This window comes from uncultured Treponema sp., assembly GCF_946187725.1.
Taxonomy (GTDB): Bacteria; Spirochaetota; Spirochaetia; order Treponematales; family Treponemataceae; genus Treponema_D.
Window position 1 is genome coordinate 59,151 of record NZ_CAMHSK010000012.1, and the last position, 23,216, is coordinate 82,366.

The following is a 23,216-nucleotide window of genomic DNA, read 5'->3' on the forward strand; positions in this document are numbered from 1 at the left end:
CTGACGAAAAAAGTGAAAAAAAAATCGAATTATTGAATCAACTCACCAAAATCAGTAAAATAGCCTTAATCAAAAATAAACTCATGGGGAACTTATGAAAATTACTGGCGCACAAATCGTAATTGAATGTCTTGTTGAGCAGGGAGTTAACACAGTTTTCGGCTATCCGGGCGGAAACATCCTCAACATTTATGACGCACTTTATCAGAATTCAGACCGAATCAATCATATTCTAACCGCACATGAACAGGCTGCTGCCCATGCCGCAGACGGTTATGCCCGCACCACAGGAAAGGTCGGTGTCTGTATGGCAACTTCGGGTCCTGGAGCAACGAACCTCGTAACTGGCATCGCGACTGCCTATATGGATTCAGTGCCTGTTGTTGCAATCACTTGTAATGTCGGTACTCCATTGCTCGGAAAAGACACTTTTCAGGAAATCGACATCACTGGCGTAACTATGCCGATTACAAAGCACAACTTCATCGTAAAAGATGTTGCTGATCTTGCAAAAACTTTCCGCGAGGCGTTCATCATCGCAAAATCAGGCAGACCGGGTCCTGTCCTCATCGACATCCCTAAGGATGTAACTGCAAAAATGTGTGAATTTGAGCCTCTTCCAAAAGGTTCAGACGGTCTCAATGACCTCATCGCTGAAAATGCAAATTTCTCACGCGTTGTTCATGTTGCCGTTCCGACCGACGAAGAAATCAAAAAAGCTGCTGAAATCATCAATAAGGCAGAACGCCCTGTAATTTATGCAGGTGGCGGCATTAAAATCTCTGGTGCCGAAAAAGAACTTCTCGAATTCGCAGAAAAGGCACAGATTCCTGTTTCAGAAAGCTTGATGGGCCGCGATGTATTCCCGGCTTCGCACCCGCTTTGTACCTGGATGGTCGGTATGCACGGAACTCGTGCCAGCAACATGGCTGTAACCGAAAGCGACCTCGTTCTTGCTCTCGGTTCACGGTTCAGTGACCGCGTAATCGGTGATCCAAAAAAATTCGCTGAGCACGCTACTGTCTTCCACATCGACATTGACCCTGCTGAAATCAACAAGAATATTCCGGTCGGCGGTCAGCTCATTGGCGATGTAAAGTCAATTCTTACCCGTCTTCTTCCTCTTATCGAAAAGCGCGAGCACAAAGACTGGCTCAAACAAATCGCTGAATGGAAAAAAGAAGTTCCAGCTTGCTATTCAGAAGTCAAGCCGGACGCAATCAATCCAAAATTCATGCTCGAAACTGTTCACAAATACGCTGGCGACGACGCATATATCACAACCGAAGTCGGACAGCACCAGATGTGGACAGCTCAATTCTATCCGTTCGGAAAGTCGCGCCGTTTCGTAACATCCGGCGGTCTTGGAACAATGGGATACGGAACAGGAGCCGCAATGGGAATTCAGGTCGGTTTGCCGCAGTCGCGCGTTGTTCATATCGCAGGTGACGGCTCATTCCGCATGAACTGCAACGAGCTTTGTACAATCGCGCGCTACAATCTTCCTATTGTAATCGTTCTCGTAAACAACGGAACTTTGGGAAATGTCCGCGTATGGCAGAAACTCTTCTACGACAAACGCTACAGCCACACAACCCTCGACTTCGGTCCTGATTGGGGCAAGCTTGCCGACGCATACGGAGTAGGCTATTACAAGGCAAACAACAATGCCGAATTCGAAAAGGTCTTCAAAGAAGCGTTCGAGAGCAAAAAGCCTTGCATCGTCGATTCTCGTGTTGATATCGATGAGATGATTCTCCCGATGGCAATCCCTGGAAAACCAATCGATGACCAGATGATGAGCTGGGATAATTAATTAGCAATTAGCAGGTAGCGCCTGGCAATTGATGCTGTTTTTTCAGTTCCAGCAGAAAAGGGTGAAGAATGGACAGCTTCAATTGCTTATGATACAGATGATTTAATCGAAATCAATGACAGCGAAGTAAGTGGTGTTGAAGCTTCTGAAATCTATGAACTTGGATACTTGTCTGGCTCATCTGGCACGGGCGCAGGTTCATTTATTCTTTTCGTAAATGAAAACGAGAACAGTGGTACACACGAAGCAACAATCACAGTCAATTATAAGGGAGCTAAAACTGCAAAAACTGTTAATCTTACTCAGAAAGCTGCCAGCACAAACGGTGCGGAAGAAAATCCACGACAGAAACAGTTCATCGGTTACGGCTACAATGCCCGCCAGGGATACGTTTCTTCAACTGCCCGCAAAAAGGAAATCTTCAAGACTACAGAGCTTGTCAGCGATGGAATTGAAATTTCGGATGAGGACGGAGACACTGAATCTGTAAAAATCAAATTCACTGATGACGGAAATTCCGTCACCTTCCGCGAGGCTTCTGGCTCAAATATCGCAGAACTTGAAAGCTCCCTCAAACTTACTGTAAACGGAACTCTAGACCTTGACTGGGGCGGTTTTTCAAGTGAACTTGAGTCTCATTCAGAATGGACACACAAAAGCAGCAAAAATTACCAGTACGCACGAACTGATTGATTATAAATCTAAGGAGTCGTGAGGATTCAAACTTAAATTCTGCTGAAAAATCGTGCTTTTGTGTTATAATAATTTTCTATATGAAAAGATATTTTTTTAAATCATTTATAACACAATGCACCGCAGCTTTTTTGGTTGCGGCTTCACTGGCTGGCTGTGCTTCTTCTCCACGCACTAATCCTTCATCAAAGCATTCCTTTGAGCTTACAAGCGCGGAACACATTCTTTCGCAGATGACGACCGAGGAAAAAGTGGCTCAGCTTTTTATCATAACGCCGGAGCAGCTTGTGTCAGGCGTAATTCACGGCGCTCAAACCGAGCCGAATTCAGCACTTGCAAAGGCCGCCGAAAAATATCCTGTCGCCGGTTTCATTCTTTTTGCGCGGAACATAAAAAATCCTGCGCAAACACGCACATTCACAAAATCCCTTTCATCGCTCACACCGATTCCTGCAATTCTTGCTATTGATGAGGAAGGCGGTCGGGTGGCACGGCTTGCACGGAACGAAAATTTCTTTCTTCCTAAGTTCAAGAGCATGGGTGCGGTAGGAAAATCAGGAAACATAGAAAATGCTCGCGGAGCAGGGCAAATCATCGGCTCATACCTTTCAACTTTCGGGTTTACAGTTGATTTTGCACCTGATGTCGATGTAAACACAAATCCGGAAAATATCGTTATCGGAGACCGTGCATTCGGTGAAAATCCTCAGCTTGTAGCCGATATGGCTGGTGCATTTTTAAACGGTCTGCATTCGACAGGCGTAAAAGGCTGCATTAAGCATTTTCCTGGTCACGGAGACACAAAAGGCGACACCCATGCGGAATATGTTGCTGTCACAAAGAACTGGGAAGAACTTAAAACCTGCGAGCTTATTCCTTTTAAACAGAATTTTGGGCTAACGGACTGCATCATGATTGCGCATGTAACCTGCACGGCTTTAGACAGTGTTTATCCTGCCTCTCTGTCTAGAAAACTCATCACTGATAAACTTCGCGGCGAGATGGGGTACAAAGGACTCATCTTGAGTGATGCGCTTGATATGGGGGCAATCGAAAAGAATTACGGCTCAGGGGAAGCAAGCGTTCTTGCATTTGAGGCCGGAAACGACATTATTCTTATGCCGAAAGATTTTCATGCCGGCTATGAGGCTGTTCTTGAGGCAGTGCGTTCAGGCAGAATCAGCGAAGAGCGTCTTAATGAAAGCGTTATCAGAATTTTGCAGCTGAAAGGGTATTAAAAACTTGTGGAGTTAAAATGATTAAGAAGACTGCGTATTTTCTGCTACTGATGATTTGTTTTGCGGGCGTTCTGATTTTCACGGTCTGCACTTTGTCAAAATCGGCGGGCTACGGATTAAAATCCCGCGTAATTCTTGGTGATGAGCAGTTTGAGCAATATGAACCTCTTTTAAAAGACAAACGGGTCGCGCTCTTTTCAAATCATTCCGGTATCGTTGGTGACAAAATCACGCTTTCGGACGGAAGAATTCAGTATGGCGGTTTCGTAAGTTCTGCTGAAAACGATTTTTCACTCATTCCTTTTGGAAAAGACTTGTCGGGAAAATCCGTTTCTTATGGGGATCATGTCCTTGATTTGCTCATTTCCCACGGAATTAATGTAACGACGATATTCTGCCCGGAGCATGGTTTTCGGGGCACAGAAGATGCGGGCACAATTATTGCAAACAGCGTCGATGAAAAAACGGGCGTTCCGATTCGTTCTCTTTATGAAGATGACATGAACCATACGATAAATCCAAAGAACATGGAGTTTTTTGATACGCTTGTCATAGACATTCAGGATGTCGGGCTTAGATACTACACTTATTACATTACGCTGTATTATCTTATTGATGAATGTGCAAAAAATCAAAAACAAGTCATAATCCTTGACCGTCCGAATCCGAACGGCTTTTATGTAGACGGTGAAATTCTCAGGGATGAATGCAAATCCGGAGTGGGGCTGCTCCCGCTTCCGACGGTGCACGGCATGACTTTGGGTGAACTTGCCCTGATGATAAACGGCGAGGGATGGCTTTCGGCTGATAAAAATGCATGTGATCTCACGGTAATTCCCTGCAAAAATTACACTCATCAGACCAAATACGCGCTCGTCCGTGCTCCTTCGCCCAACATCAAGGATATGCGCTCTGTGTATTTGTACGCTTCAACTTGCTTTTTTGAGAACACGATTGTTTCCATAGGGCGTGGCACTGATTTCCCCTTTGAAGTTTACGGAAGCCCTTGCTTTTTTGCACTTAGTGGCGCTGATTTTTCTTTTGAGCCGAAATCAATGCCTGGTGCTGTAAATCCGCCGTTTTTGGGCGAAAAATGCTATGGGATTGACCTTCGTTCAAAACCTATCGAAGAAATTTTTGCTGCAGGCTGCGACATTTCCTATCTTCTGGATGCGTACCATAAAGCAAAAATTGTCGGAAAAAAAACGAAATTCTGGGGAAGTCTCCGCTTAAAGAATTACTATTGGATAGACCTTTTAAGCGGCTCGTCAAAACTTCGGGAACAGGTTGAATCTGGACTTTCAGCCGAAGAAATAAAGAAAGGCTGGCAGAGCGACATTACAAGTTTTAGGAATCTTCGAAAGCCATATCTTTTGTACGAAGAATAGTTGGGCTGAAAAAAAATCCCCGGTTTGAAAGAAAATTCTTCACAAACCAGGGATTTTTCGTTTTGTTAGAAATTAGTTGTCTTTCTCAGAATCGGGACGAGGAAGCAAAGCGACCAAAGTCCCGCTCTACAATTTCTGATTCCTAATTGCTAATTTTTCATTTCTACTAGTCCAAAGCGTGTCCTGCGGAACCGAGAACTTCAACACATTTGTGCATATACATCTTTTTGAGCTCTTCGCGGGCTGGTGAGAGGTACTGGCGTGGGTCGAAGTCTCCCGGATGTTCTGCAAGGTGGCGGCGGATTGCAGCTGTCATTGCGAGGCGTCCGTCTGAGTCGATGTTGATTTTGCAGACAGCTGATTTAGCTGCCTTGCGGAGCTGATCTTCTGGAATACCTACTGAATCAGGGATTTTTCCGCCGTACTGCTCGATGATTTTGACATATTCAACTGGAACTGAAGATGAACCGTGGAGAACGATTGGGAAGCCAGGAAGCTGTTTTTCGATTGCCTCGAGAACATTGAATGCCAATGGTGGTGGAATAAGAACACCGTCTGGAGTGCGTGTGCACTGTGCCGGAGTGAATTTGCAGCGACCATGTGATGTACCGATAGAGATTGCGAGTGAGTCACAGCCTGTTTTTGAAGTGAAGTCTACAACTTCTTCTGGTTTTGTATATTTTGACTCTTCTGCAGCAACATCATCTTCTACGCCACCGAGAACGCCAAGCTCTGCTTCAACTGTTACATCGTGTGCATGAGCGTATTCAACAACTTTCTTTGTAAGGGCAACATTCTCATCATAAGGAAGTGCAGAACCGTCAATCATTACAGAAGAGAATCCGTTGTCGATACAGTCTTTTGCAACTTCGAAATTTGGGCCGTGGTCAAGGTGAAGAACGATTGGGATATCGCAGCCGAGTTCATGAGCGTATTCAACAGCACCGCGAGCCATGTTGCGGAGGATGTTTGCATTTGCATACTGGCGTGCACCCTTTGAAACCTGCAGAATTACAGGTGATTTAGCCTCAACACAAGCCATGATGATAGCCTGCATCTGCTCCATGTTGTTGAAATTGAAAGCCGGGATAGCATATCCGCCCTTCATAGCCTTTGCGAACATATCTTTTGTGTTCACCAATCCAAGTTCTTTGTAGCTAGTCATAAAATCTCCTAAAATCCTTTGTATGGATTTGTTACAAACGGTATGCTCTATACTATGTCGAAAACGCGATAAAATCAAGAAGATGACGCTTTTGTCTAATGTTTTTTTTGAAAACAACTTTTCTTTTCCAATAATTAAAGGGATGTTGAAAAAAACGAAAAATACTCTTTCAAATTATTTGACAAAGATGAGAGTAAGAAATATAATTAGAATGATTTTTGTGCAGATATTGTTGAGTCTTGCCGATATTACAAAATATGGGTGTCTCTGCAAAAAGGCGCACAAATAAATAAAAAGGAGTTTTGAATGAAAAAGGGCGTAGTAGTCTTTACTGGTTTTGCATTTCTGCTTGCTTTCTCTGTTCCTGCAGTGGCGCAACCAAGCTCGAAGGCTGTAGAAACAAAAATCATTGATAATTTTGACAATGTTGGTTCTCAGGATTATCAGGTTCCTGGCAGACTGGGTAGTAGCAACACAGAAGCTTACAATTGGACATGGGCAGTGCAGGCCAGCCACTATATTGATAAGGAAAAGGGATTCCCAAAAATGGGATATTTCGAGGGTCAGCCGAATTCGCTCAAATATTTCAATAAAGAGGGTGAAACACCAAAGGTTCTTGGTGTTCAGACAAGCTATATCCGTAAGGGTGAACACTGGTTCGAAGTTTATCCAGAGAAAGATGGAAAACCTTTTGAGATTCCGTTCATCGGAACTGTAACTCAGATTGATTTCTGGGTTTGGGGTGCAAATTATCTTTACTTTATTGATCTTTTGGTTCGTGATGCAGATGGTCGTGTTTATACTCTTCCAGCAGGAAACCTTGCTTTCAACGGATGGCGCAATATAATTGTTCCGATTCCTTCAAGTGTACGCCAGCACTCACGCCTTCGCTCTGGTCCTGTTGCTATGACATTTGTCGGATTCCGAGTCCGCACAGATCCGGATGAGTATGTTGATGATTTCAACATCTTCTTCGATCAGCTCAAGTTCACTACAAATGCTTTGAGCGATGTTTTCGATGGATACGAACTTAAGAATATTGATTTTGGTGATTCAAGTTCAAGCGGAAGCACTTCATCATCATCACAAGGAGATGCTAAATAATGAAAAAATTACTTACAGCAGCCTTCGCACTGACACTTTCAGTAGCGCTTTTTGCTCAGGAAAACAATGAAAGCTTGGCTACGCCAGATCCAACTGTAATCGGTAATGACGCAGCCCGACAGGCTTTGCAGGAAATTTCGGTTGACCGATATGAACTTGAGGGAAGCTGGAATGCACATATTTCTCCGGATAACGGTGTCATTGGTGTTCGTCTTTTCAGCGGTAGCCCGATGGCAAAAGAGCCTCTTAAGGGAGAAGAAGATGTTGAGGATTCAAAAGTTCTCGGTGTAAAGGTTGAATTCTTCCGCCGTGGCTTGAATTCGTTCTTCGTAAAATCTGCTCGCCCGATTCCAATCGAGGGTATTACTAAGACAGTTTCTGTTTGGGTCGCTGGACGAAATATGGATCACCAGATGTATCTCCTTGTACAGGATTATAATGGTAACAATTTCGAACTATATTTGGGCTCACTTGGATTCTCTGGATGGAGAAAACTTTCTGTAGCAATTCCGCCAACTCCGGATGGAGAGCATGGAATTATTCAGAGTTCTGCTTACCATGGTGTTAAACCTGGTCTTCGCATCGTTGGATTCCGAATTGACTGTAACCCGATGCTTGCTCGTGGTACATATTACTTGTATCTTGATGATCTTCGTGCTGTTACAGATCTTTACGATCTTCAGAACCGCGATGAAGATGATATTAACGATGACTGGTAGTCTGTAAATCTGATTTATTAAGCCCCGTTGGATTTTTCTTCAGCGGGGTTGTTTTTTTTCTATAAACGACTTTTTCTGTAATTTTTATAATTTAATCAAATCCTTGTATGTTAATCTTTTTTCAAATGTGCTAGAATAATTTTATGAATCTTAATAATTTCAGAGTCAATGCTTATAAGTCTAGTGGTGGTAATGATTCTTCTGGAGATAAAAAGGTTATACAGAAACCGGTTTTTGAGAAAGTTTCCCATCAAACAGTAACCGATGAAGGAAAAAAAGATTTTTCCTCGAATAAAAATAGAATTGATGAATTTTTTGATAAAAGATTTTTTCCTCAGCTAAATGATAAAAATTTTCAAGGAAATGAATCTGCTAAGATTGCGGCTAAAGCACTTACATCTGGTGGATTGATAAAAGTTCCTGAGCAGCCAAAAGAAAAAGACGGCCGTGAAAATATTTATCGGCGCGTCGCAAAATTTCTTCTGCTTATTGGTGTTGATGAAGCTGCAAAAATTCTTCCTCATTTAAGTGATGAACAGACTGAAAAGATAATTCCTGAAATAGCATCAATCCGTTATGTTGAGCCTGAAGAAGCAAAGGAAATCCTTGAAGAATTCCAGGGACTTGTAAAGAAGGCTAGGGAAGAGGGTGGCGTTGATACAGCAAGGGCTATCCTTGAAAAAGCGTTCGGAACCCATAAAGCGAGTGTTATTCTTGAAAAAACAGCCTCGCAGATTTCCGGCAAACCGTTTGAGTATCTTGAAGGTTCTGACAGTGACAGAGTTTCTCTTCTTTTGAAAGACGAATCCAATGCTGTTAAGGCCTTGGTTCTATCATATTTGAATCCTAAAATTTCTGCGCAGGTTATCAATTCTCTTGAAACATCAGATAAAAAAGATGTAATTATGCGTCTCGCAAAACTTACGAAAATATCTCCGGAAATTGTTCAGCGGGTAGATAAAGCACTTCAGGAAAAAATGAATCATCTTGCGACTTCAAAATCGGACTCAATTGATGGAAAGAGTGTTCTCGCACAAATCTTAAAGCGTATGAGTCCTGAGGCTGAAGAGGGAATTCTTAATAATCTTGCTGACGGTGATCCTGAGCTTGGTGAAGATTTGCGTGAACTTCTTTTTACTTCGGAAGATATTATCAATGCGGATGATCGTTTTATTCAGGATAAATTGCATAATATGGATGAAGAAGAAATCGCATATCTTATTGCGACAAAAGAAGAAAAGTTCCGCGAGAAAATTTTGGGGAATGTGTCTGAAAATCGACGGAAATCTATTCTTGAAACTGAAAATTTCCTCCATCCGATGCGAAAAAGTGATTGTGACAAGGCAACTGCTCAATTTTTTTCATCGTTACGGCGTGCGCATGAAGAAGGCAAATTGTATATAAAAGGTAGGGATGACGAACTTTATGTCTAGTGGATTAAAAAGAGGTGATTTTTACAAATCTTTTGAAGTTCTTAATGTTTTTGATGTGCCTGATTATCATTCAACAGCAATTCATCTTCGGCACCAAAAAACTGGTCTAGAAGTCTTTCATCTACTTAATGAAGATAGTGAAAATCTTTTTGCGTTCGCCTTTCGTACTCCCAATACAAAATCAACCGGTGTGGCGCATATAATTGAACATTCTGTTCTCTGTGGTTCTGAACTGTATCCTGTAAAAGATCCCTTTGTTGTCATGTCAAATCAGAGCGTTAAGACTTATCTTAATGCCATGACTTATTCAGACAAGACCGTTTATCCTGCAAGTTCTATTGCAAAGGCTGATTATTTTAATCTCATGTCTGTTTATGGCGATGCTGTTTTTTTTCCGAGGCTGGAAAAAGAAATCTTTATGCAGGAAGCGCATAGACTTGAGCTTGATGACAATGGTAAGGCTTCGATTCAAGGTGTAGTATACAATGAAATGAAGGGCAGTTATTCCTCCTTTGAATCAGTCGTTTATGATATTGCAATCGCCAGTCTGTTAAAGGGTTCGATTTATGAAAAAGATTCTGGCGGCGACCCTCTTGAAATTCCAACTCTCAGTTATAATGATTTCCTTGATTTTCATAGAAAATGGTATCGCCCTGATAATTGTTTTGTTTTTCTCCATGGAAATATCCCCACTGAAGAGCAGCTTGATTTTTTACAGGAAAATTTCCTTGACAGGCTTGAAAAGAAATTCCCGGGTATCGATGTTTCTGAGCAGGCGCGACAGGCATATCTTAAAGATTTTTTGAATCTTGTCGTTCCTGATAATATCGAAAAGCCTCTTGAAGTTTATGCCGAAGGGCCTAGTGGTGACGGCGAAGAGGCGAATACGGTTCTTGTGAACTGGAATGTCGGTCGCTCTGAGAATGCTGTTTCTGCGACAGAAAAGCTGGTTCTTGCAGGAATTTTGTGCAATCATGATGGCTCTCCTTTGCAAAAAGCCTTGCTGGAAAGTGGACTCGGAGAAGATACTGCACCGCAAAATGGAATGTTTTCTTCTATATATACTTCGATTTTTACTGCCGGATTGCGTGGTGTAAAAAAAGGTTATGAAAAGAAAGTCGAGTCGGTAATTCTTGATACAATAAAAAAACTCGTTGAAAACGGAATTTCTAAAAAAGACATAGAATCAACTCTTACGACACTTGAATTTTCTCACCGTGAAATAAAGCGTGGTCATGGTCCGTATGCTCTTGCCCTTATGGCTCGCCCAATTTACGGATGGCAGTATGGAGACGGCCTTGAAAATCAAATACGCCTCCGCTCTCACCTTGAGAAAATTCGTGCAAAAATTGAAAGTGATGATTCTTATCTTCCTTCTTTGCTCAGAAAACTTTTCCTTGAAAATAAAAATCGTTCGCTTGTTGTGGTTGCTCCGTCAAAAAATTACACTGAAAAACGCGAAAATGCCGAAAAAGAACTTCTTGCAGAACTCTTAAAGAAAACATCTGCCGAGGAAATCAAGGCTGAAAACGAAAAACTTCATTTGTTCCAGTCTCAGGAGGATGATGATTCCTGTCTCCCGCATCTTACACCAGCGGATTTCATAAAGGATGGCCATCCTATGATGAATCTGCCGTCAACGATTATTGATGAACTTCGCGGTTTTGATGAAAGTGCAGTTCCTTTTATAAAAAATGTTGAAAATACAAACGGAATCATCTATTTTGACCTTGGTTTTCCTGCCGATGTGCTTGAACCTTCTGATTATCCTGTTTTACCGGCTTTTGCGGACTGTGTTACAGAATGTGGATGGAATAATCTGAATTGGGCTCAGACAGCCGAAGAGTGTGCTTTAAAATCTGGCGGGCTTGGAGTAAATCTTCTTACGATGGAAGGCCCAAATACAAAAAATGCGCTCAAATTTGCCGCAAAGCATAATTGGATTAAGAGGGATTGGCTGATTTTCAGAATGGCTATGCTTGAGGAAAAAGCGGGCGAGGCTCTTTCCCTCTTAAAAGACTGCCTTTTGGGAACTGATTTTTCGGACGAAAAAAGAATCCAGGATATCCTTAACGAGAGCAGAAATGATTTTGAGGCTTCGATTATTCCTGATGGGCATGTCTTTGCTTCAACGAGAGTCTGGTGCCGTCATTCAAGAAAAAATGCGGTTGATGAAATCTGGAATGGATTGAGTCAATATTATTCAATAAAAAAACTGGCAGATGCTCCTGTCAGAGATACGGCTTCTTCTTTCCGGCGGATTTTTGTTGAATTGAAGAGGGGCGGGGCTTTTATCCATGTTACTGCAGAAAAATCAGGTTTTGAAAAACTTTCGCAGATTCTTCCGGAATTCATTTCAGAGGTTAAAATTCATGCTCCGGTTGATGCACGGCTTTGTTCCGATGCGGATTTTTTTGCACTTACTGATATCGAAGGCGATTCAACTTCTGGATGCAATGAGTTTGCCTTTGTAACATCTTCTCAGGTAGCTTATGCTTCGGAGTGTGTTCCTGCTTCAAAATATGAAGATGAAAACAGTTTCCATGAGGAAGTTTGCGCACACTGGCTTTCAAACAATTTGCTTTGGGAAAAAATCAGGACGATTGGCGGCGCTTATGGTGCATTTTGTAATGCGGAGCCTATGTCTGGCCTTTTGGTCTTTGCTTCGTACCGGGATCCAGCTCCTCTTGATTCCTGCAATGTGTTTGAAGAATGTATTCGAGGCGCTTCTGAGATTGATTTTAGTGATGAAGATGTTCAGAGGGCTGTCATGGGCTGTTACAGTCATTTTATTCAGCCGCAGTCTCCGAAGGGCAGGGGATCGAGTGCGCTGACAAGGCTGCTTTATGGAATTCTTGATGAAGACCGTGAGCGTAAGGTGCTCGGAATCCTTCATACCCAAAAAGATGATTTGAAAGCAGCTTTCCGTCGTCTTGCTGAGGGTGTTTCTGCAAAAGAAATCGATAAAATCAGGAAACGGGTCTTTATTTGTGATAAAAAAATGATTTTAACCAACGGTTTTGCTGGAAAAATCATTAATCTACCATTATAATATTCTAAGGAAAGGTTCCGTAAGTTTTTTTTACGGTTTGTTTTCTTTTTAGATACTTTTTTTTGGAGCTTTTATGAAAAATCAAAAATTTGATGAATGTATAAAAATGATGAGGCAGCTTGTTTCTGATATTCAGGGGGCACCAATGCCAAGTGCTGAGCTTGAACCTGAGCTTTATAGAATATGGTACGAGCATGTTCAGCAGGCAGGAATGGAGTGTCTTGAATATCTTGATGACAATTTTCCTCTCGAAAAAGAGGACATCGACAGCACTCTTAACAAATTCCTCAAATAAAACTTAAACATTTTTCTAAGCTTTCTAAAGTTCATTTTCAAAAGTGTCGAAAATGAAAGAAGATAATTAGTTTAAAAATGATTTGAGCTAGTTTTGGAAGGCAAAAATGGCAAGTTCAAAGATTTACAAGCGTTTTGACCAGTATGTGCTTCGCGGTAATTTGCGACATCAGGGCTTTGAACGCTGGAGATATGTTTTCTCTGCAATCAGTAAGGTAACTGGTAAAGAGTGTAAGTTTTTTATCGAATTATACATCGTAAATCCGGCTGTCTCTCCTAAAGTTGCTTTGCTTAGTCAGAAGTCGCGGCTTGCCATCTCGGAGTCTGATTTGCAGTATGCTCTTGCAGGCACAGCTTCTGCGGCCCATGCCAATGATGAAATTGATGTAAAACCTTCCTATGTTCTTGTAAAAGCAGGTGCCTTTGGTGTAAATGGAAAGCAGATGAATAAATTCGTCGCTTCATCTCAATTTGCACTTGTAAAAAATACCGAAACCTTTAAGGTTGCGGACTGCCTTTTTTCTTCTAATGCTCTTTCTGGTTCTGTTGCTGTTACTGTTCAGGATTTGCGTGTTAAGCCAGAACTTTTGTGTAATCCTGGTTCAATGAGCTGGGATTTAAAATTTGAGCGTGTTGTTGAATCTGAACCTCTTTATAATAAGATGAATGCGCTTTGGATTCCGATTGGAGTAAAATCTTTGTTTTCTGGAACAGTAGTTTTTGATAATCAGGAATTTGTTGTTCTTCCAAAATCATCTTATGGATATATCGATAAAAGCTGGGGGAAAAAACCAAAGTCTCCGTATTTCCATATTTCTTCATCAAAAATGACTAGCATAATAAACGGAAAATCCATGCTGAATTCATGTTTCTCTATGGAAGGTGAATTTGGCGGTAAACTCTGTGCTTTTATGCAGCTTGAGAATTCAAAATATATCGTAAGAAACCGGAAAATTTTTAAGAAGAATGCGATTGTACATGACTGCTCTCAGAGCGTTGATCCTGTAGATGGCGAAAAAGTTCATTGGACGGTCAGCGTGCACCAGGGAAAATATGTCATAGACGCTGATATTTATTGTAAAGGTAAAGACATGTTCGTCCGTGACTATGAGATGCCGCAAGGAAAACGCTGTCTCTTAAAAATCCTGGGCGGCATTGGAAACGGTGAAATTCGTGTATATAAAAAAATCGGCAAGAATCTTGAACTTCTGGAACATGCAAATGTTTACGAGGCAGTCTGTGAATTCGGACAGACTGAAGAAGTCGGAAAGTAGTTGACAGAATCAGAATCGCTTGCTACAATAATATAACATTTAAATAGAAATATTTTAATGGACTCGCAAAAACGAGTCCATTTTTATTGTCGGAGCGCTGATGGATTATATTGCTTTGGATTCATATCCTCATTATGCAGAATGTGAAAAAATCGTGAGTGAGCTTGGTTTTCATCTCGTGGAGTTGAAAATTTCACCGCAGAACGGCGTAACTCAAATCCTTGCAACTATTACTGGAGCAGATTCCAGTGTAAACATCGGTGTAAATGATTGCTCTCGTGTTCATAAAATTCTTCTTCCTGCTCTTGAAAAAATGCTCGGAACGGACAATACTTACATGGAACTTACATCACCGGGTATGGAGCGTAACATCAAAAATGCAGCTGAATTTCCTCTTTTTTTAGGTCGTGAAATCCGGGTGTATGATAAGACTGTTACGGACTGGGTTGGCGGTGTTTTAAAGGCTGCTGACAGAACTTCTTTGACTCTTGAAGAAGAAAAAGAAGACGGCTCTCTGGAAACAAAAGTTATTTCTTTTGAAAATATAGCAAAGGCAAAATTTATTCATCTGTAGGTTCCTTTTTTAAGGTGAGCCTGCAGAAAGTATATTGAATATTGTAATAGGAGACTTGGTATGTCAGAAATGGCAGATGCAATCCGTGAATTGACCCAGGATAAAGGCTTTTCATTGGATTCAGTCAAACAGACTATTGAGAACACTTTAAGGGCGGCTTATAAGCGTACTTTTGGTACAGCTGATAACTGCGTCATTACTTTCGCTGATGATATGTCAGATGTTACGGTTGCTTCACGAAAAACAATCGTTGACGGTGTTTATGACCCTGTAACGGAAATTGAGCTTGAGGATGCTCTCAAACTTTCGCCTGAGTGTGAGCTTGGTGATGAAATTGACATTATCGTCGATCCAAAAACTTTTGACCGCTCAGCAGTTTCTGTTGGTAAACAGGAAACTCATAAAGGTTTGAACGAATCTTTCAAAGACAAACTTTACAATGAATATAAAGATAAGGTTGGAGAAATCATCATTGGTTATTTCCAGCGTGAGTATAATGGTAATATTTATGTTGATTTGGGAAAGGTTGAAGGCGTTTTGCCAAAGAAATATCAGTCTCCGCGTGAAGTTTACCAGAAAAATGACCGAATCAAGGCTTTCATCGTAGATTTAAAGAGAATTTCTTCAGGACTTCAGCTCATTTTGAGCCGTTCTGATCCAAAATTCGTACAGTCTATTCTTGAGCTTGAAGTTCCTGAAATTCAGGACAAAACGGTCGAAATCAAAAAGATTGTCCGCGATGCTGGTTATCGTACTAAAATCGCTGTTGCTACCACAAAAGAAGATGTTGATCCGGTCGGTTCATGCGTCGGACCAAAAGGTATGCGAATTCAGAATGTCATCCGTGAGCTTGAGGGCGAAAAAATCGATGTTCTTCGCTATTCAGACGACCCGGTTGTATTCATTAAAAATGCACTTTCTCCTGCGGAAGTTAGCCGCGTAGTTATTCTTGATGATGAGAAAAAGACAGCTCTTGCAATTGTAAGTGATGAGCAGTTCTCTGTCGCAATCGGTAAAAACGGTCAGAATGTACGACTCGCAAACCGCCTTTGTGACTGGAGTATTGATGTTAAGACAGAAGAGCAGGCTGCTGAGATGGATCTTACTGAAATCACGACACGCCGTGCTCAGGAACTGTTCAGCAATGCTCCTGCAGAGAGCGCAGAGCCGGATGAAATTGAAGTCATCGCTGATTTGCCAGAAGTTAATCAGGATGTTGCTGCCAAACTTAAAGAAGCTGGCTATGAGGATATTGAAAAATTCATCGTTGCCTATGAAGGCGGTGAAATCGGCGAAATCGAAGGTGTTAGTGCCGATGACCTTGAAGAAGTCAGCAAGATTATTCACAATAATGTAGAATTCGTTGAGGAAGACGAAGCTGATTCAAGTGAAGAAAATAATGATTCTGAGACTGCTCCTTCAGAAGAAACAAATACAGCCGCTGAAGACGATGAAGAAGAGTACTTCTGTCCTGAATGTGGCGCAAAAATCACGCTTGACATGACAAAATGTCCGTCGTGTGGCGTTGAGTTCGAATTTGAAGAGGACGAGTAATAAGAGGTAAATATAGGAATATGGCGGAAGAAGCTGAAAAAAAACCAGAATTTGTTTTAAGAAAAAAGGAAAAGAAGCCTGAAACTGCAGCTGAAAGTTCTAAAAACGAATCTTCTACACCGGCAAAAAAGAAAATTGTCATAAAAAAGAAGACCGTTCCGAACTCAAATGCAAATAATGAAGCTAAGGCAGACTCAAATCCGGAAGAAAAGGCCAAGAACGGCGTTCATGTCGTCGTCAAAAAGTCTGGTGCTGCTCCTTCCGCTGTAAAGCCTGCTTCTGAGCCGGAAAAGCCAAAACAGGAAGCTGCCCGACCTCAGAAGACAACCTTTGAGTTAAATTCTGTTCGCCCGAATGTAAAGGCTGGTAATCTTTCTGGCTCTCGACAGGGCGGCTATAACCGGGAGCGAGGCGGTTACAATAACGGTTCTTATAACAATAACCGTGGTGGCTTTAACGGTCAGGGCGGTCAGCGAAGCGGTGGTTTCACAGGTGCTCAGGCTCGTGAAGGCTATCAGAACCGTGAACGCGATAATAACCGTCAGGGCGGATTTAACCGCGGAGGCTTTAACGGTCAGGGTGCTGGTCGTCCTCAGGGCGGATTCAACCGTGGCGGATTCAATGGTCAGGGCGGTCAGGGAAGACCTGGCTTTGGAAATCGTCCTGGATTCAATAATGGTACAGCCGGCCGTCCAGGTTTTGGTGGTAACAGACCTGCAGGTTCTGGTTTTACTCCACGAGGTGGATTTGCACCGGCTCCGATTCCTGCTCCAGCTGCTGGTAAAAAGCAGTTCAAAGGCAAAAAGCAGGTTTACGGTCAGCGAAAAGATAAAGAAGAGTTGTTTGATGAAGAGGAACTCTACAAGAAGAAGCAGAATAGTCCTGCAAGCGTAGTTCCAAAATCAATCGATATAATGGAAACCATCTCCGTTTCTGATTTGGCAAAAAAGATGAACCTCAAGGCAGGCGATATCATCGCTAAACTCATGGGAATGGGAATGATGGTCACAATCAACCAATCAATCGATTCAGATACAGCAACTTTGCTTGCCGCAGAATATGATTGTGAAGTACATCTCGTTTCTCTCTATGATGAAACCGTTATTGAAAGTGATGTCGGTGATGAAGAGAATCTGAAATTCCGTTCACCTATCGTTACTGTCATGGGGCATGTTGACCACGGTAAGACAAAGACTTTGGATGCAATCCGAAAGACAAATGTTGTCGCTGGCGAGGCTGGTGGTATCACTCAGAAAATCGGTGCTTATCAGGTTCATACAGAAAAGGGAACGATTACATTCCTTGATACACCTGGTCACGAAGCATTCACAATGATGCGTGCCCGTGGTGCTCAGATTACAGATATCGTTGTTCTTGTTGTCGCAGCAGATGACGGTGTAATGCCTCAGACTTTGGAAGCTTTGAGCCATGCAAAAGATGCTAAAGTTCCAATCATTGTTGCTGTCAACAAAATTGATAAACCTGACGCAAATCCTGAAAATGTAATGACGCAGCTTTCAAATCAGGGATTGACTCCTGAAGAATGGGGTGGTGACACTCAGTATGTCAAGATTTCGGCTCTCAAAGGTCAGGGAATTGATGATTTGCTTGATGCTATTCTTCTTCAGGCTGAAATTCTCGAACTTAAAGCGCCTTATGACACTCGTGCTGAAGGAAAAGTCATTGAGTCTCGAATTGATCAGGGACGCGGTGTTGTTGCTTCTGTCGTCGTTCAGAGCGGTACTCTCAAAGTCGGAGACCCGTTCGTTGCAGGAATTTACTCAGGTCGTGTCCGTGCTATGTTCAATGACCGTGGTGAAAAGGTCAATGAAGCACTTCCAAGTATGCCTGTCGAAGTACTTGGTCTTGACGATATGCCGAATGCCGGTGATCCATTCCAGGTTACAGAAACCGAAAAGGATGCACGTGCAATTTCTGCAAAACGACAGGAACTCAAGCGCTTTGAGGCTGCAAAAGCTGTCAAAAAAGTCAACCTTGATAATCTTGTTTCAACAATTCAGGCAAGCGAAATCAACGAACTTAAAGTCATCATCAAAGCTGACTTGCAGGGTAGTGCCGAGGCTCTCAAAACAAGCCTTGAAAAACTTTCAACTCCTGAAATCCGCTTGAATGTAATCCATTCTTCTGCAGGTGCAATCAACGAGTCTGATGTCACTTTGGCTGCAGCAGACGGAAACGCAATCCTTATCGGTTTCAATGTTCGCCCGACTCCAAAGGCAAAATTGCTTGCTGAGCAGGAAAAGGTTGATATCCGAAAATACAACATCATTTACAAGTGTGTTGAAGAAATCACTCTTGCAATGGAAGGTATGCTCAAACCGGATACAAAAGAAGAAGTTACAGGTCAGGTCGAAGTTCGAAATACATTCCGTGTACCAAAAGTCGGTATCATCGCTGGTTGTTATGTTACGGAAGGTGTCGTAAAACGAACAAGTTCTGTCAATCTTATTCGTGACGGAATCGTTAAATACACTGGAAAAATCACTTCACTCAAGCGATTCAAGGATGATGCAAAAGAAGTCACATATGGCTTTGAATGTGGTATCGGTCTTGAAAACTGGCAGGATATCCAGGAAGGCGATGTATTTGAGGTATTCGAATATGTCGAAATCGCCCGCAAACTTGGCGACTCAATCGCTAAAGAAAAAGAGAAAGAGGCTTCTAAAGCCGCTGAATCTTCTTCTGAGGAGTAGTTCATGGGTGAATTCCGAATGCTCAAGCTTGGAGAACAGATTCGAGACGAAATCTCAACTCTGATTATGCTCCAGAAGGTAAAAGATCCTCGTGTCTCAACATTTCTCACAATTAATCGTGTTGAGGTTGCCAAGGATTTGGCTTATGCAAAAGTGTATGTGTCAAGTTTCTTGAACGAATCTCAGATTAGAAAGGGTGTTGAGGGATTGAATTCTGCTGCTGGCTTCATTCAGTCATCAATTGCCAAAAAGCTTACAATTCGCCAGTTCCCGAAGCTTACTTTCGTGGTCGATACGAGCATAAAAGATGGCTTTGATATGGTAAATAAGCTCAATCGGCTTGAAGAGGCTGAGAAAAATCAGTCGGAAGGAGAGCAGGACTCTGCCGCGAATGAAGAAAACTAACGCTGATATTTCCGGGATTGTTCTGCTTGCAAAACAGCCCGGAAAGACAAGTTTTTCTTCTCTTTCTTCCGTAAAGCGTGCCCTTGGTACTACTAAAGTCGGTCATACGGGTACGCTTGATTCCTTTGCTTCCGGCCTTCTTGTCGTTCTGGTCGGAAAACTTACTCATCTTGTTCCTCATATTACAAATTTCGATAAAACTTACGAAGCGCTGATTGAATTCGGTTCTGAAACTGATACTCTGGATCCAACGGGGCAGGTAATTAAAACTGGAAAACTTCCAACAAAAGAAGAAATTGAATCTGTTTTACCCAATTTTTTAGGTGAAACCGACCAAATTCCGCCTGCCTATAGTGCGCTTCATGTTGACGGAAAGCGTGCCAGTGATTTGATGCGTGAAGGAAAATCTGTTGAGCTAAAGCCTCGAAAAATCACGATTTCTTCTATTAAGTTGCTCGATTTTAATGAAAAATATGCGCGAATAGAAGTTTCCTGCTCAAAAGGAACTTACATTCGTTCCCTTGCCCGTGACATTGCTTCAAAATGCGGAACTGTTGCTCATCTGAAAGAACTTTTGCGAACTCGTGTCGGGCCTTTTTTCCTTAAAGATGCGGTCGGTTCGGACAGTCAGCTATTGTCAGATGATAAAATGGAAGCAGAAATCCGAAACTCTCTGCTGGATATGACTCCTGAAGTTGCGTCGTTATGCGGAATGGACACAGCTGTTCTTGCTTCAAGATATATATCTGATTTCAACAATGGGCGGCCTCTAAAAAACAAGATGTTCATTTCGGATTTGAACTCTGAAAATTCTGGAAGTGAGATTGCTGTTTTCTATCCGGACGGAAAATTCGGCGGGGTAATTACAAAAAAACAGGATAAAAATAGATTCCTGCTTAATTATGGTTTTGTGATTCATACTGAGCAGAAAATGAAAATCTATTCCTGGGAGCAAATTTCAACAGGGCGCTTCAACAGTGATTTTAAAGAAAAGGGGATTGCACTTACAATAGGAAGTTTTGACGGTTCTCATTTGGGGCATCAGTCTCTTTTTAGGGCCGTTATTTCCCAAAAAGAAGAGGGACTTGTTCCGGGGGTGCTTACCTTTACGCGTTCTCTTCGCGGTTACAAAAATCCAACCGAATATGAGGGCGATATTGTTTCTCTCTCTCAAAAACTGGATAATCTTGCATTATATGGATTTGAATTCGCTGTAGTCGTTGACTTTTCTTCGGAATTCGGTAGAATTGAAGGACATGATTTTCTTTCATCGCTCGTTCGTAACTGTAATTTAAAGTATCTTGCAGAGGGTGTTGATTTTCACTGCGGTTACAAAGGGCTTTTAGGAATGGAAGAAATCAAGAAAATCGCTTTGGAATTAAATTTTACTGTCGATACAATCGATTCAGTATTTTTTGAGGGTGAAAGGGTTTCTTCTTCAAGGCTTAGGAAGTGCGTGCTGGAGAAAAACTTTTCTCTGGTTCAGAAGATGCTTTTGAAGCCGTTTGAACTTGACTGTACAGGCTTTCATTGGCGTAAGGAAGACGATAAAATCATTTTTGCTTCCAAAAAAGGCAGGCAGCTTCTGCCTCCAAACGGAACTTACCGTACAATGGTGAGTTTCTTCAATTTGAAAAGAGCATCAAGTGAATGCTTGATGACAGGTCTCGATGAGACCTATAAATCTGGTGAAGCGCAAAAGACTATGGCAAGCGCTGATTGTACATTAGAGAATGGGATTCTTCGCCTCGCATTCTCTGATAATTTAATCAGCGGTTATGTCAGGTCAATTAAGTTCTTTTAGCCAGGATATTTTTTTTAAGGAGTAAGTAAATGGCACTTACAAAAGAAACAACAGCTGCTGTAGTCAGCAAATTCGGCGCAAATGAGGCCGACACAGGTAACACAAAAGTTCAGATCGCTCTTCTCACAGAGCGAATCAAACAGCTCACAACACACACGCAGAATTTCCCAAAAGATACAAACTGCAAACGCGCGTTGCTTAAAGTAATCGGTTCACGCCGCGCTCTTCTCAAATATCTTCAGAGAAAAGATCTCGAAACTTACCGAGCTCTTATCAAAGAACTTGGCCTCCGCAAATAAAAACGGGGGTAAGCAATGGCAATTAATCGCGTAACTTACAAAATCGGTAATGATGAACTCATTCTTGAGGCTGGAAAACTTGGAAAGCAGGCTAACGGCTGTGTTTATGCACAGTATGCAGGTGCAGCAATTGTTGCGACTGTCTGCTGCTCTTCTGAAGTAAAAGAAGGTCTTGATTTCGTTCCTGTTACTGTTGAGTACAACGAAAAATACTACGCTGCAGGTAAAATTCCTGGCGGATTCATTAAACGCGAAGGACGACCAAAGGACAAGGAAATTCTGGTTTCACGCCTTATCGACCGACCGATGAGACCTCTCTTTGAAGTCAGCTTTGGCCGTGAGATTCAGATTGTTCCTACTTGTGTTTCTTCTGATGGAATCAACCCGCCTGATATTCTCGCCGTAGTTGCTTCTTCTGCAGCTGTTTCAATTTCTGATATTCCGTTCCATGGACCGGTAGCTGCTGCACGAGTTGCATACATCGATGGCGAATATGTCATCAATCCGACATTCCAGCAGCAGGAAAAGGCTGAGCTTGAAATCGTTGTTGCCGGTACAAAAGACGGCTTTACAATGGTTGAAGGCGGCGCAAATGAGGTTTCAGAAGATGTAATGCTTGGTGCTCTCGAAAAGGCACAGGGCTTCATCACTGCAATGTGTGAACTTCAGGAAAAGCTTGTTGCTCTTTGTGGCAAAGAAAAGCTTCCTCTTGCTCCTCTCAATGTTGAGCTTGAGAACAAAGATGCAATCATTGCAGAAGCAACACCTCTTCTCGAAAAAGCCTGCTTCCAGGACGGCAAAATGAACCGCGGTAAGGCAATCTCTGAAGTTAAAAAGCAGATTGTTGCTAACCATGCAGAACAGCTTGCCGATGAGATTCAGAAAAAACTCTTCGACCAGTGCTTCGATGACATTCAGTATAATTTGCTCCGAAAATCAATTTTGGACAAAGGTTTGCGAATCGATGGCCGAAAATGTGACGAAATCCGTCCAATCACTTGTGAAGTCAATGTTCTTCCACGCCCGCATGGCTCAGCTTTGTTTACGCGTGGTGAAACACAGTCTCTCGCTGTAACAACTTTGGGAACTGCACTTGACGCACAGGTTCTTGACGATATCGATGGAGAACGAAGCGAAAACTTCATCCTCCACTATAACTTCCCGCCGTATTCTGTAGGTGAGACTGGCCGTTTGACGACTGGCCGCCGAGAAATCGGTCACGGAAACTTGGCTCGCCGCTCTTTGGCTCCGATGATTCCGCCAATCTCAGAATTCCCGTACACAATACGCGTTGTTTCTGAAATCATGGAATCAAACGGTTCGTCTTCACAGGCTTCAACCTGTGGTGGTTGTCTCTCATTGCTCGCAGCTGGTGTTCCAATGAAAAAGATGGTCGCTGGTATCGCAATGGGCTTGATTACAGAACCGGAAGGCGACAATCCTTATGGCCGCTACAAGATTCTTTCTGACATTCTTGGTGAAGAAGATCACTTGGGCGATATGGACTTCAAGGTTGCCGGTACAAAAGACGGTATTACTGGTTTCCAGATGGACATCAAAATTGCTGGTGTCACAACTGAAATCATGAAGAACGCTTTGGCACAGGCAAAAGCTGGCCGTTTGCATATCCTTTCTATCATGGAGAAGTGCATCGACAAGCCTCAGCCAATCAGCCCGTTTGCTCCAAAAA

General features: G+C 42.4%; 18 protein-coding genes. 17 read left to right on the forward strand and 1 reads right to left on the reverse strand.

The window, feature by feature from the left end:
- The first annotated feature begins 94 nt into the window (after positions 1-94).
- The 4 genes from ilvB to Q0Q74_RS06790 all read left to right on the forward strand — a co-directional run bounded on the left by ilvB (position 95) and on the right by Q0Q74_RS06790 (position 5,135).
- Positions 95-1,816 (forward strand): biosynthetic-type acetolactate synthase large subunit, encoded by a 1,722-nt coding sequence (gene ilvB, locus Q0Q74_RS06775; RefSeq protein WP_294429563.1) that lies wholly within the window; start codon positions 95-97, stop codon positions 1,814-1,816.
- A gap of 168 nt (positions 1,817-1,984) precedes the next feature.
- The gene (locus Q0Q74_RS06780) at positions 1,985-2,509 is read left to right on the forward strand and encodes a hypothetical protein (protein WP_294429564.1); all 525 of its coding nucleotides are present in this window, start codon (positions 1,985-1,987) and stop codon (positions 2,507-2,509) included.
- An 80-nt stretch (positions 2,510-2,589) separates the two neighbouring features.
- Positions 2,590-3,747 (forward strand): glycoside hydrolase family 3 protein, encoded by a 1,158-nt coding sequence (locus Q0Q74_RS06785; RefSeq protein WP_294429566.1) that lies wholly within the window; start codon positions 2,590-2,592, stop codon positions 3,745-3,747.
- A gap of 17 nt (positions 3,748-3,764) precedes the next feature.
- A complete protein-coding gene (locus Q0Q74_RS06790) occupies positions 3,765-5,135 on the forward strand; it encodes a DUF1343 domain-containing protein (protein ID WP_294429568.1) in 1,371 nt (456 codons plus the stop codon).
- Between the two features lie 166 nt (positions 5,136-5,301).
- Here Q0Q74_RS06790 and Q0Q74_RS06795 read toward each other — a convergent pair whose 3' ends face one another.
- Positions 5,302-6,300, reverse strand: coding sequence for a class II fructose-bisphosphate aldolase (locus tag Q0Q74_RS06795; protein WP_294429569.1), 999 nt, complete (start codon positions 6,298-6,300; stop codon positions 5,302-5,304).
- Between the two features lie 306 nt (positions 6,301-6,606).
- Here Q0Q74_RS06795 and Q0Q74_RS06800 point away from each other — a divergent pair, with 306 nt between their 5' ends.
- The 13 genes from Q0Q74_RS06800 to pnp all read left to right on the forward strand — a co-directional run.
- On the forward strand, positions 6,607-7,404 hold the full coding sequence (locus Q0Q74_RS06800; RefSeq protein ID WP_294429571.1) for a flagellar filament outer layer protein FlaA: 798 nt from the start codon (positions 6,607-6,609) through the stop codon (positions 7,402-7,404).
- Positions 7,404-8,123 (forward strand): flagellar filament outer layer protein FlaA, encoded by a 720-nt coding sequence (locus Q0Q74_RS06805; RefSeq protein WP_294429573.1) that lies wholly within the window; start codon positions 7,404-7,406, stop codon positions 8,121-8,123. Before Q0Q74_RS06800 ends, Q0Q74_RS06805 begins: the two co-directional genes overlap by 1 nt.
- A 143-nt stretch (positions 8,124-8,266) precedes the next feature.
- Positions 8,267-9,556, forward strand: a complete 1,290-nt coding sequence (locus Q0Q74_RS06810; protein WP_294429575.1) for a flagellar motor switch protein FliG — start codon at positions 8,267-8,269, stop codon at positions 9,554-9,556.
- Complete coding sequence (locus tag Q0Q74_RS06815) at positions 9,549-12,608, forward strand: insulinase family protein (RefSeq protein ID WP_294429577.1); 3,060 nt, start codon at positions 9,549-9,551, stop codon at positions 12,606-12,608. Before Q0Q74_RS06810 ends, Q0Q74_RS06815 begins: the two co-directional genes overlap by 8 nt.
- 73 nt (positions 12,609-12,681) lie before the next feature.
- Positions 12,682-12,903, forward strand: coding sequence for a hypothetical protein (locus Q0Q74_RS06820; RefSeq protein WP_294429579.1), 222 nt, complete (start codon positions 12,682-12,684; stop codon positions 12,901-12,903).
- Between the two features lie 106 nt (positions 12,904-13,009).
- The gene (locus Q0Q74_RS06825; protein WP_294429580.1) at positions 13,010-14,176 is read left to right on the forward strand and encodes a hypothetical protein; all 1,167 of its coding nucleotides are present in this window, start codon (positions 13,010-13,012) and stop codon (positions 14,174-14,176) included.
- Between the two features lie 100 nt (positions 14,177-14,276).
- Entirely contained in the window at positions 14,277-14,750 is a 474-nt protein-coding gene (locus Q0Q74_RS06830) for a ribosome maturation factor (protein WP_294429581.1), read from the forward strand.
- Between the two features lie 60 nt (positions 14,751-14,810).
- Positions 14,811-16,304 carry a transcription termination factor NusA gene (gene nusA / locus Q0Q74_RS06835; protein ID WP_294429582.1) on the forward strand — a complete coding sequence of 498 codons (1,494 nt, stop codon included), beginning with the start codon at positions 14,811-14,813 and terminating at the stop codon, positions 16,302-16,304.
- 20 nt (positions 16,305-16,324) lie between these two features.
- Positions 16,325-19,018 (forward strand): translation initiation factor IF-2, encoded by a 2,694-nt coding sequence (gene infB, locus Q0Q74_RS06840; protein WP_294429583.1) that lies wholly within the window; start codon positions 16,325-16,327, stop codon positions 19,016-19,018.
- A gap of 3 nt (positions 19,019-19,021) precedes the next feature.
- A complete protein-coding gene (gene rbfA / locus Q0Q74_RS06845; RefSeq protein WP_294429584.1) occupies positions 19,022-19,423 on the forward strand; it encodes a 30S ribosome-binding factor RbfA in 402 nt (133 codons plus the stop codon).
- Positions 19,410-21,227 (forward strand): tRNA pseudouridine(55) synthase TruB, encoded by a 1,818-nt coding sequence (gene truB, locus Q0Q74_RS06850; protein ID WP_294429585.1) that lies wholly within the window; start codon positions 19,410-19,412, stop codon positions 21,225-21,227. Before rbfA ends, truB begins: the two co-directional genes overlap by 14 nt.
- Positions 21,228-21,256: 29 nt before the next feature.
- Positions 21,257-21,526, forward strand: coding sequence for a 30S ribosomal protein S15 (rpsO, locus tag Q0Q74_RS06855; protein ID WP_294429586.1), 270 nt, complete (start codon positions 21,257-21,259; stop codon positions 21,524-21,526).
- 15 nt (positions 21,527-21,541) lie between these two features.
- Positions 21,542-23,216, forward strand: a 1,675-nt coding sequence (gene pnp / locus Q0Q74_RS06860) for a polyribonucleotide nucleotidyltransferase (RefSeq protein ID WP_294429587.1), incomplete at its 3' end; no start/stop codon positions are given.

What these genes read in the sequence shown, in the direction of transcription:
- ilvB (WP_294429563.1), top strand. Translation starts at nt 95, where the DNA reads ATGAAAATTACTGGCGCACAAATCGTAATTGAATGTCTTGTTGAGCAG.
- Q0Q74_RS06785 (WP_294429566.1), top strand. Translation starts at nt 2,590, where the DNA reads ATGAAAAGATATTTTTTTAAATCATTTATAACACAATGCACCGCAGCT.
- Q0Q74_RS06790 (WP_294429568.1), top strand. Translation starts at nt 3,765, where the DNA reads ATGATTAAGAAGACTGCGTATTTTCTGCTACTGATGATTTGTTTTGCG.
- Q0Q74_RS06795 (WP_294429569.1), bottom strand. Translation starts at nt 6,300, where the DNA reads ATGACTAGCTACAAAGAACTTGGATTGGTGAACACAAAAGATATGTTC.
- Q0Q74_RS06800 (WP_294429571.1), top strand. Translation starts at nt 6,607, where the DNA reads ATGAAAAAGGGCGTAGTAGTCTTTACTGGTTTTGCATTTCTGCTTGCT.
- Q0Q74_RS06805 (WP_294429573.1), top strand. Translation starts at nt 7,404, where the DNA reads ATGAAAAAATTACTTACAGCAGCCTTCGCACTGACACTTTCAGTAGCG.
- Q0Q74_RS06810 (WP_294429575.1), top strand. Translation starts at nt 8,267, where the DNA reads ATGAATCTTAATAATTTCAGAGTCAATGCTTATAAGTCTAGTGGTGGT.
- Q0Q74_RS06815 (WP_294429577.1), top strand. Translation starts at nt 9,549, where the DNA reads ATGTCTAGTGGATTAAAAAGAGGTGATTTTTACAAATCTTTTGAAGTT.
- Q0Q74_RS06820 (WP_294429579.1), top strand. Translation starts at nt 12,682, where the DNA reads ATGAAAAATCAAAAATTTGATGAATGTATAAAAATGATGAGGCAGCTT.
- Q0Q74_RS06825 (WP_294429580.1), top strand. Translation starts at nt 13,010, where the DNA reads ATGGCAAGTTCAAAGATTTACAAGCGTTTTGACCAGTATGTGCTTCGC.
- Q0Q74_RS06830 (WP_294429581.1), top strand. Translation starts at nt 14,277, where the DNA reads ATGGATTATATTGCTTTGGATTCATATCCTCATTATGCAGAATGTGAA.
- nusA (WP_294429582.1), top strand. Translation starts at nt 14,811, where the DNA reads ATGTCAGAAATGGCAGATGCAATCCGTGAATTGACCCAGGATAAAGGC.
- infB (WP_294429583.1), top strand. Translation starts at nt 16,325, where the DNA reads ATGGCGGAAGAAGCTGAAAAAAAACCAGAATTTGTTTTAAGAAAAAAG.
- rbfA (WP_294429584.1), top strand. Translation starts at nt 19,022, where the DNA reads ATGGGTGAATTCCGAATGCTCAAGCTTGGAGAACAGATTCGAGACGAA.
- truB (WP_294429585.1), top strand. Translation starts at nt 19,410, where the DNA reads ATGAAGAAAACTAACGCTGATATTTCCGGGATTGTTCTGCTTGCAAAA.
- rpsO (WP_294429586.1), top strand. Translation starts at nt 21,257, where the DNA reads ATGGCACTTACAAAAGAAACAACAGCTGCTGTAGTCAGCAAATTCGGC.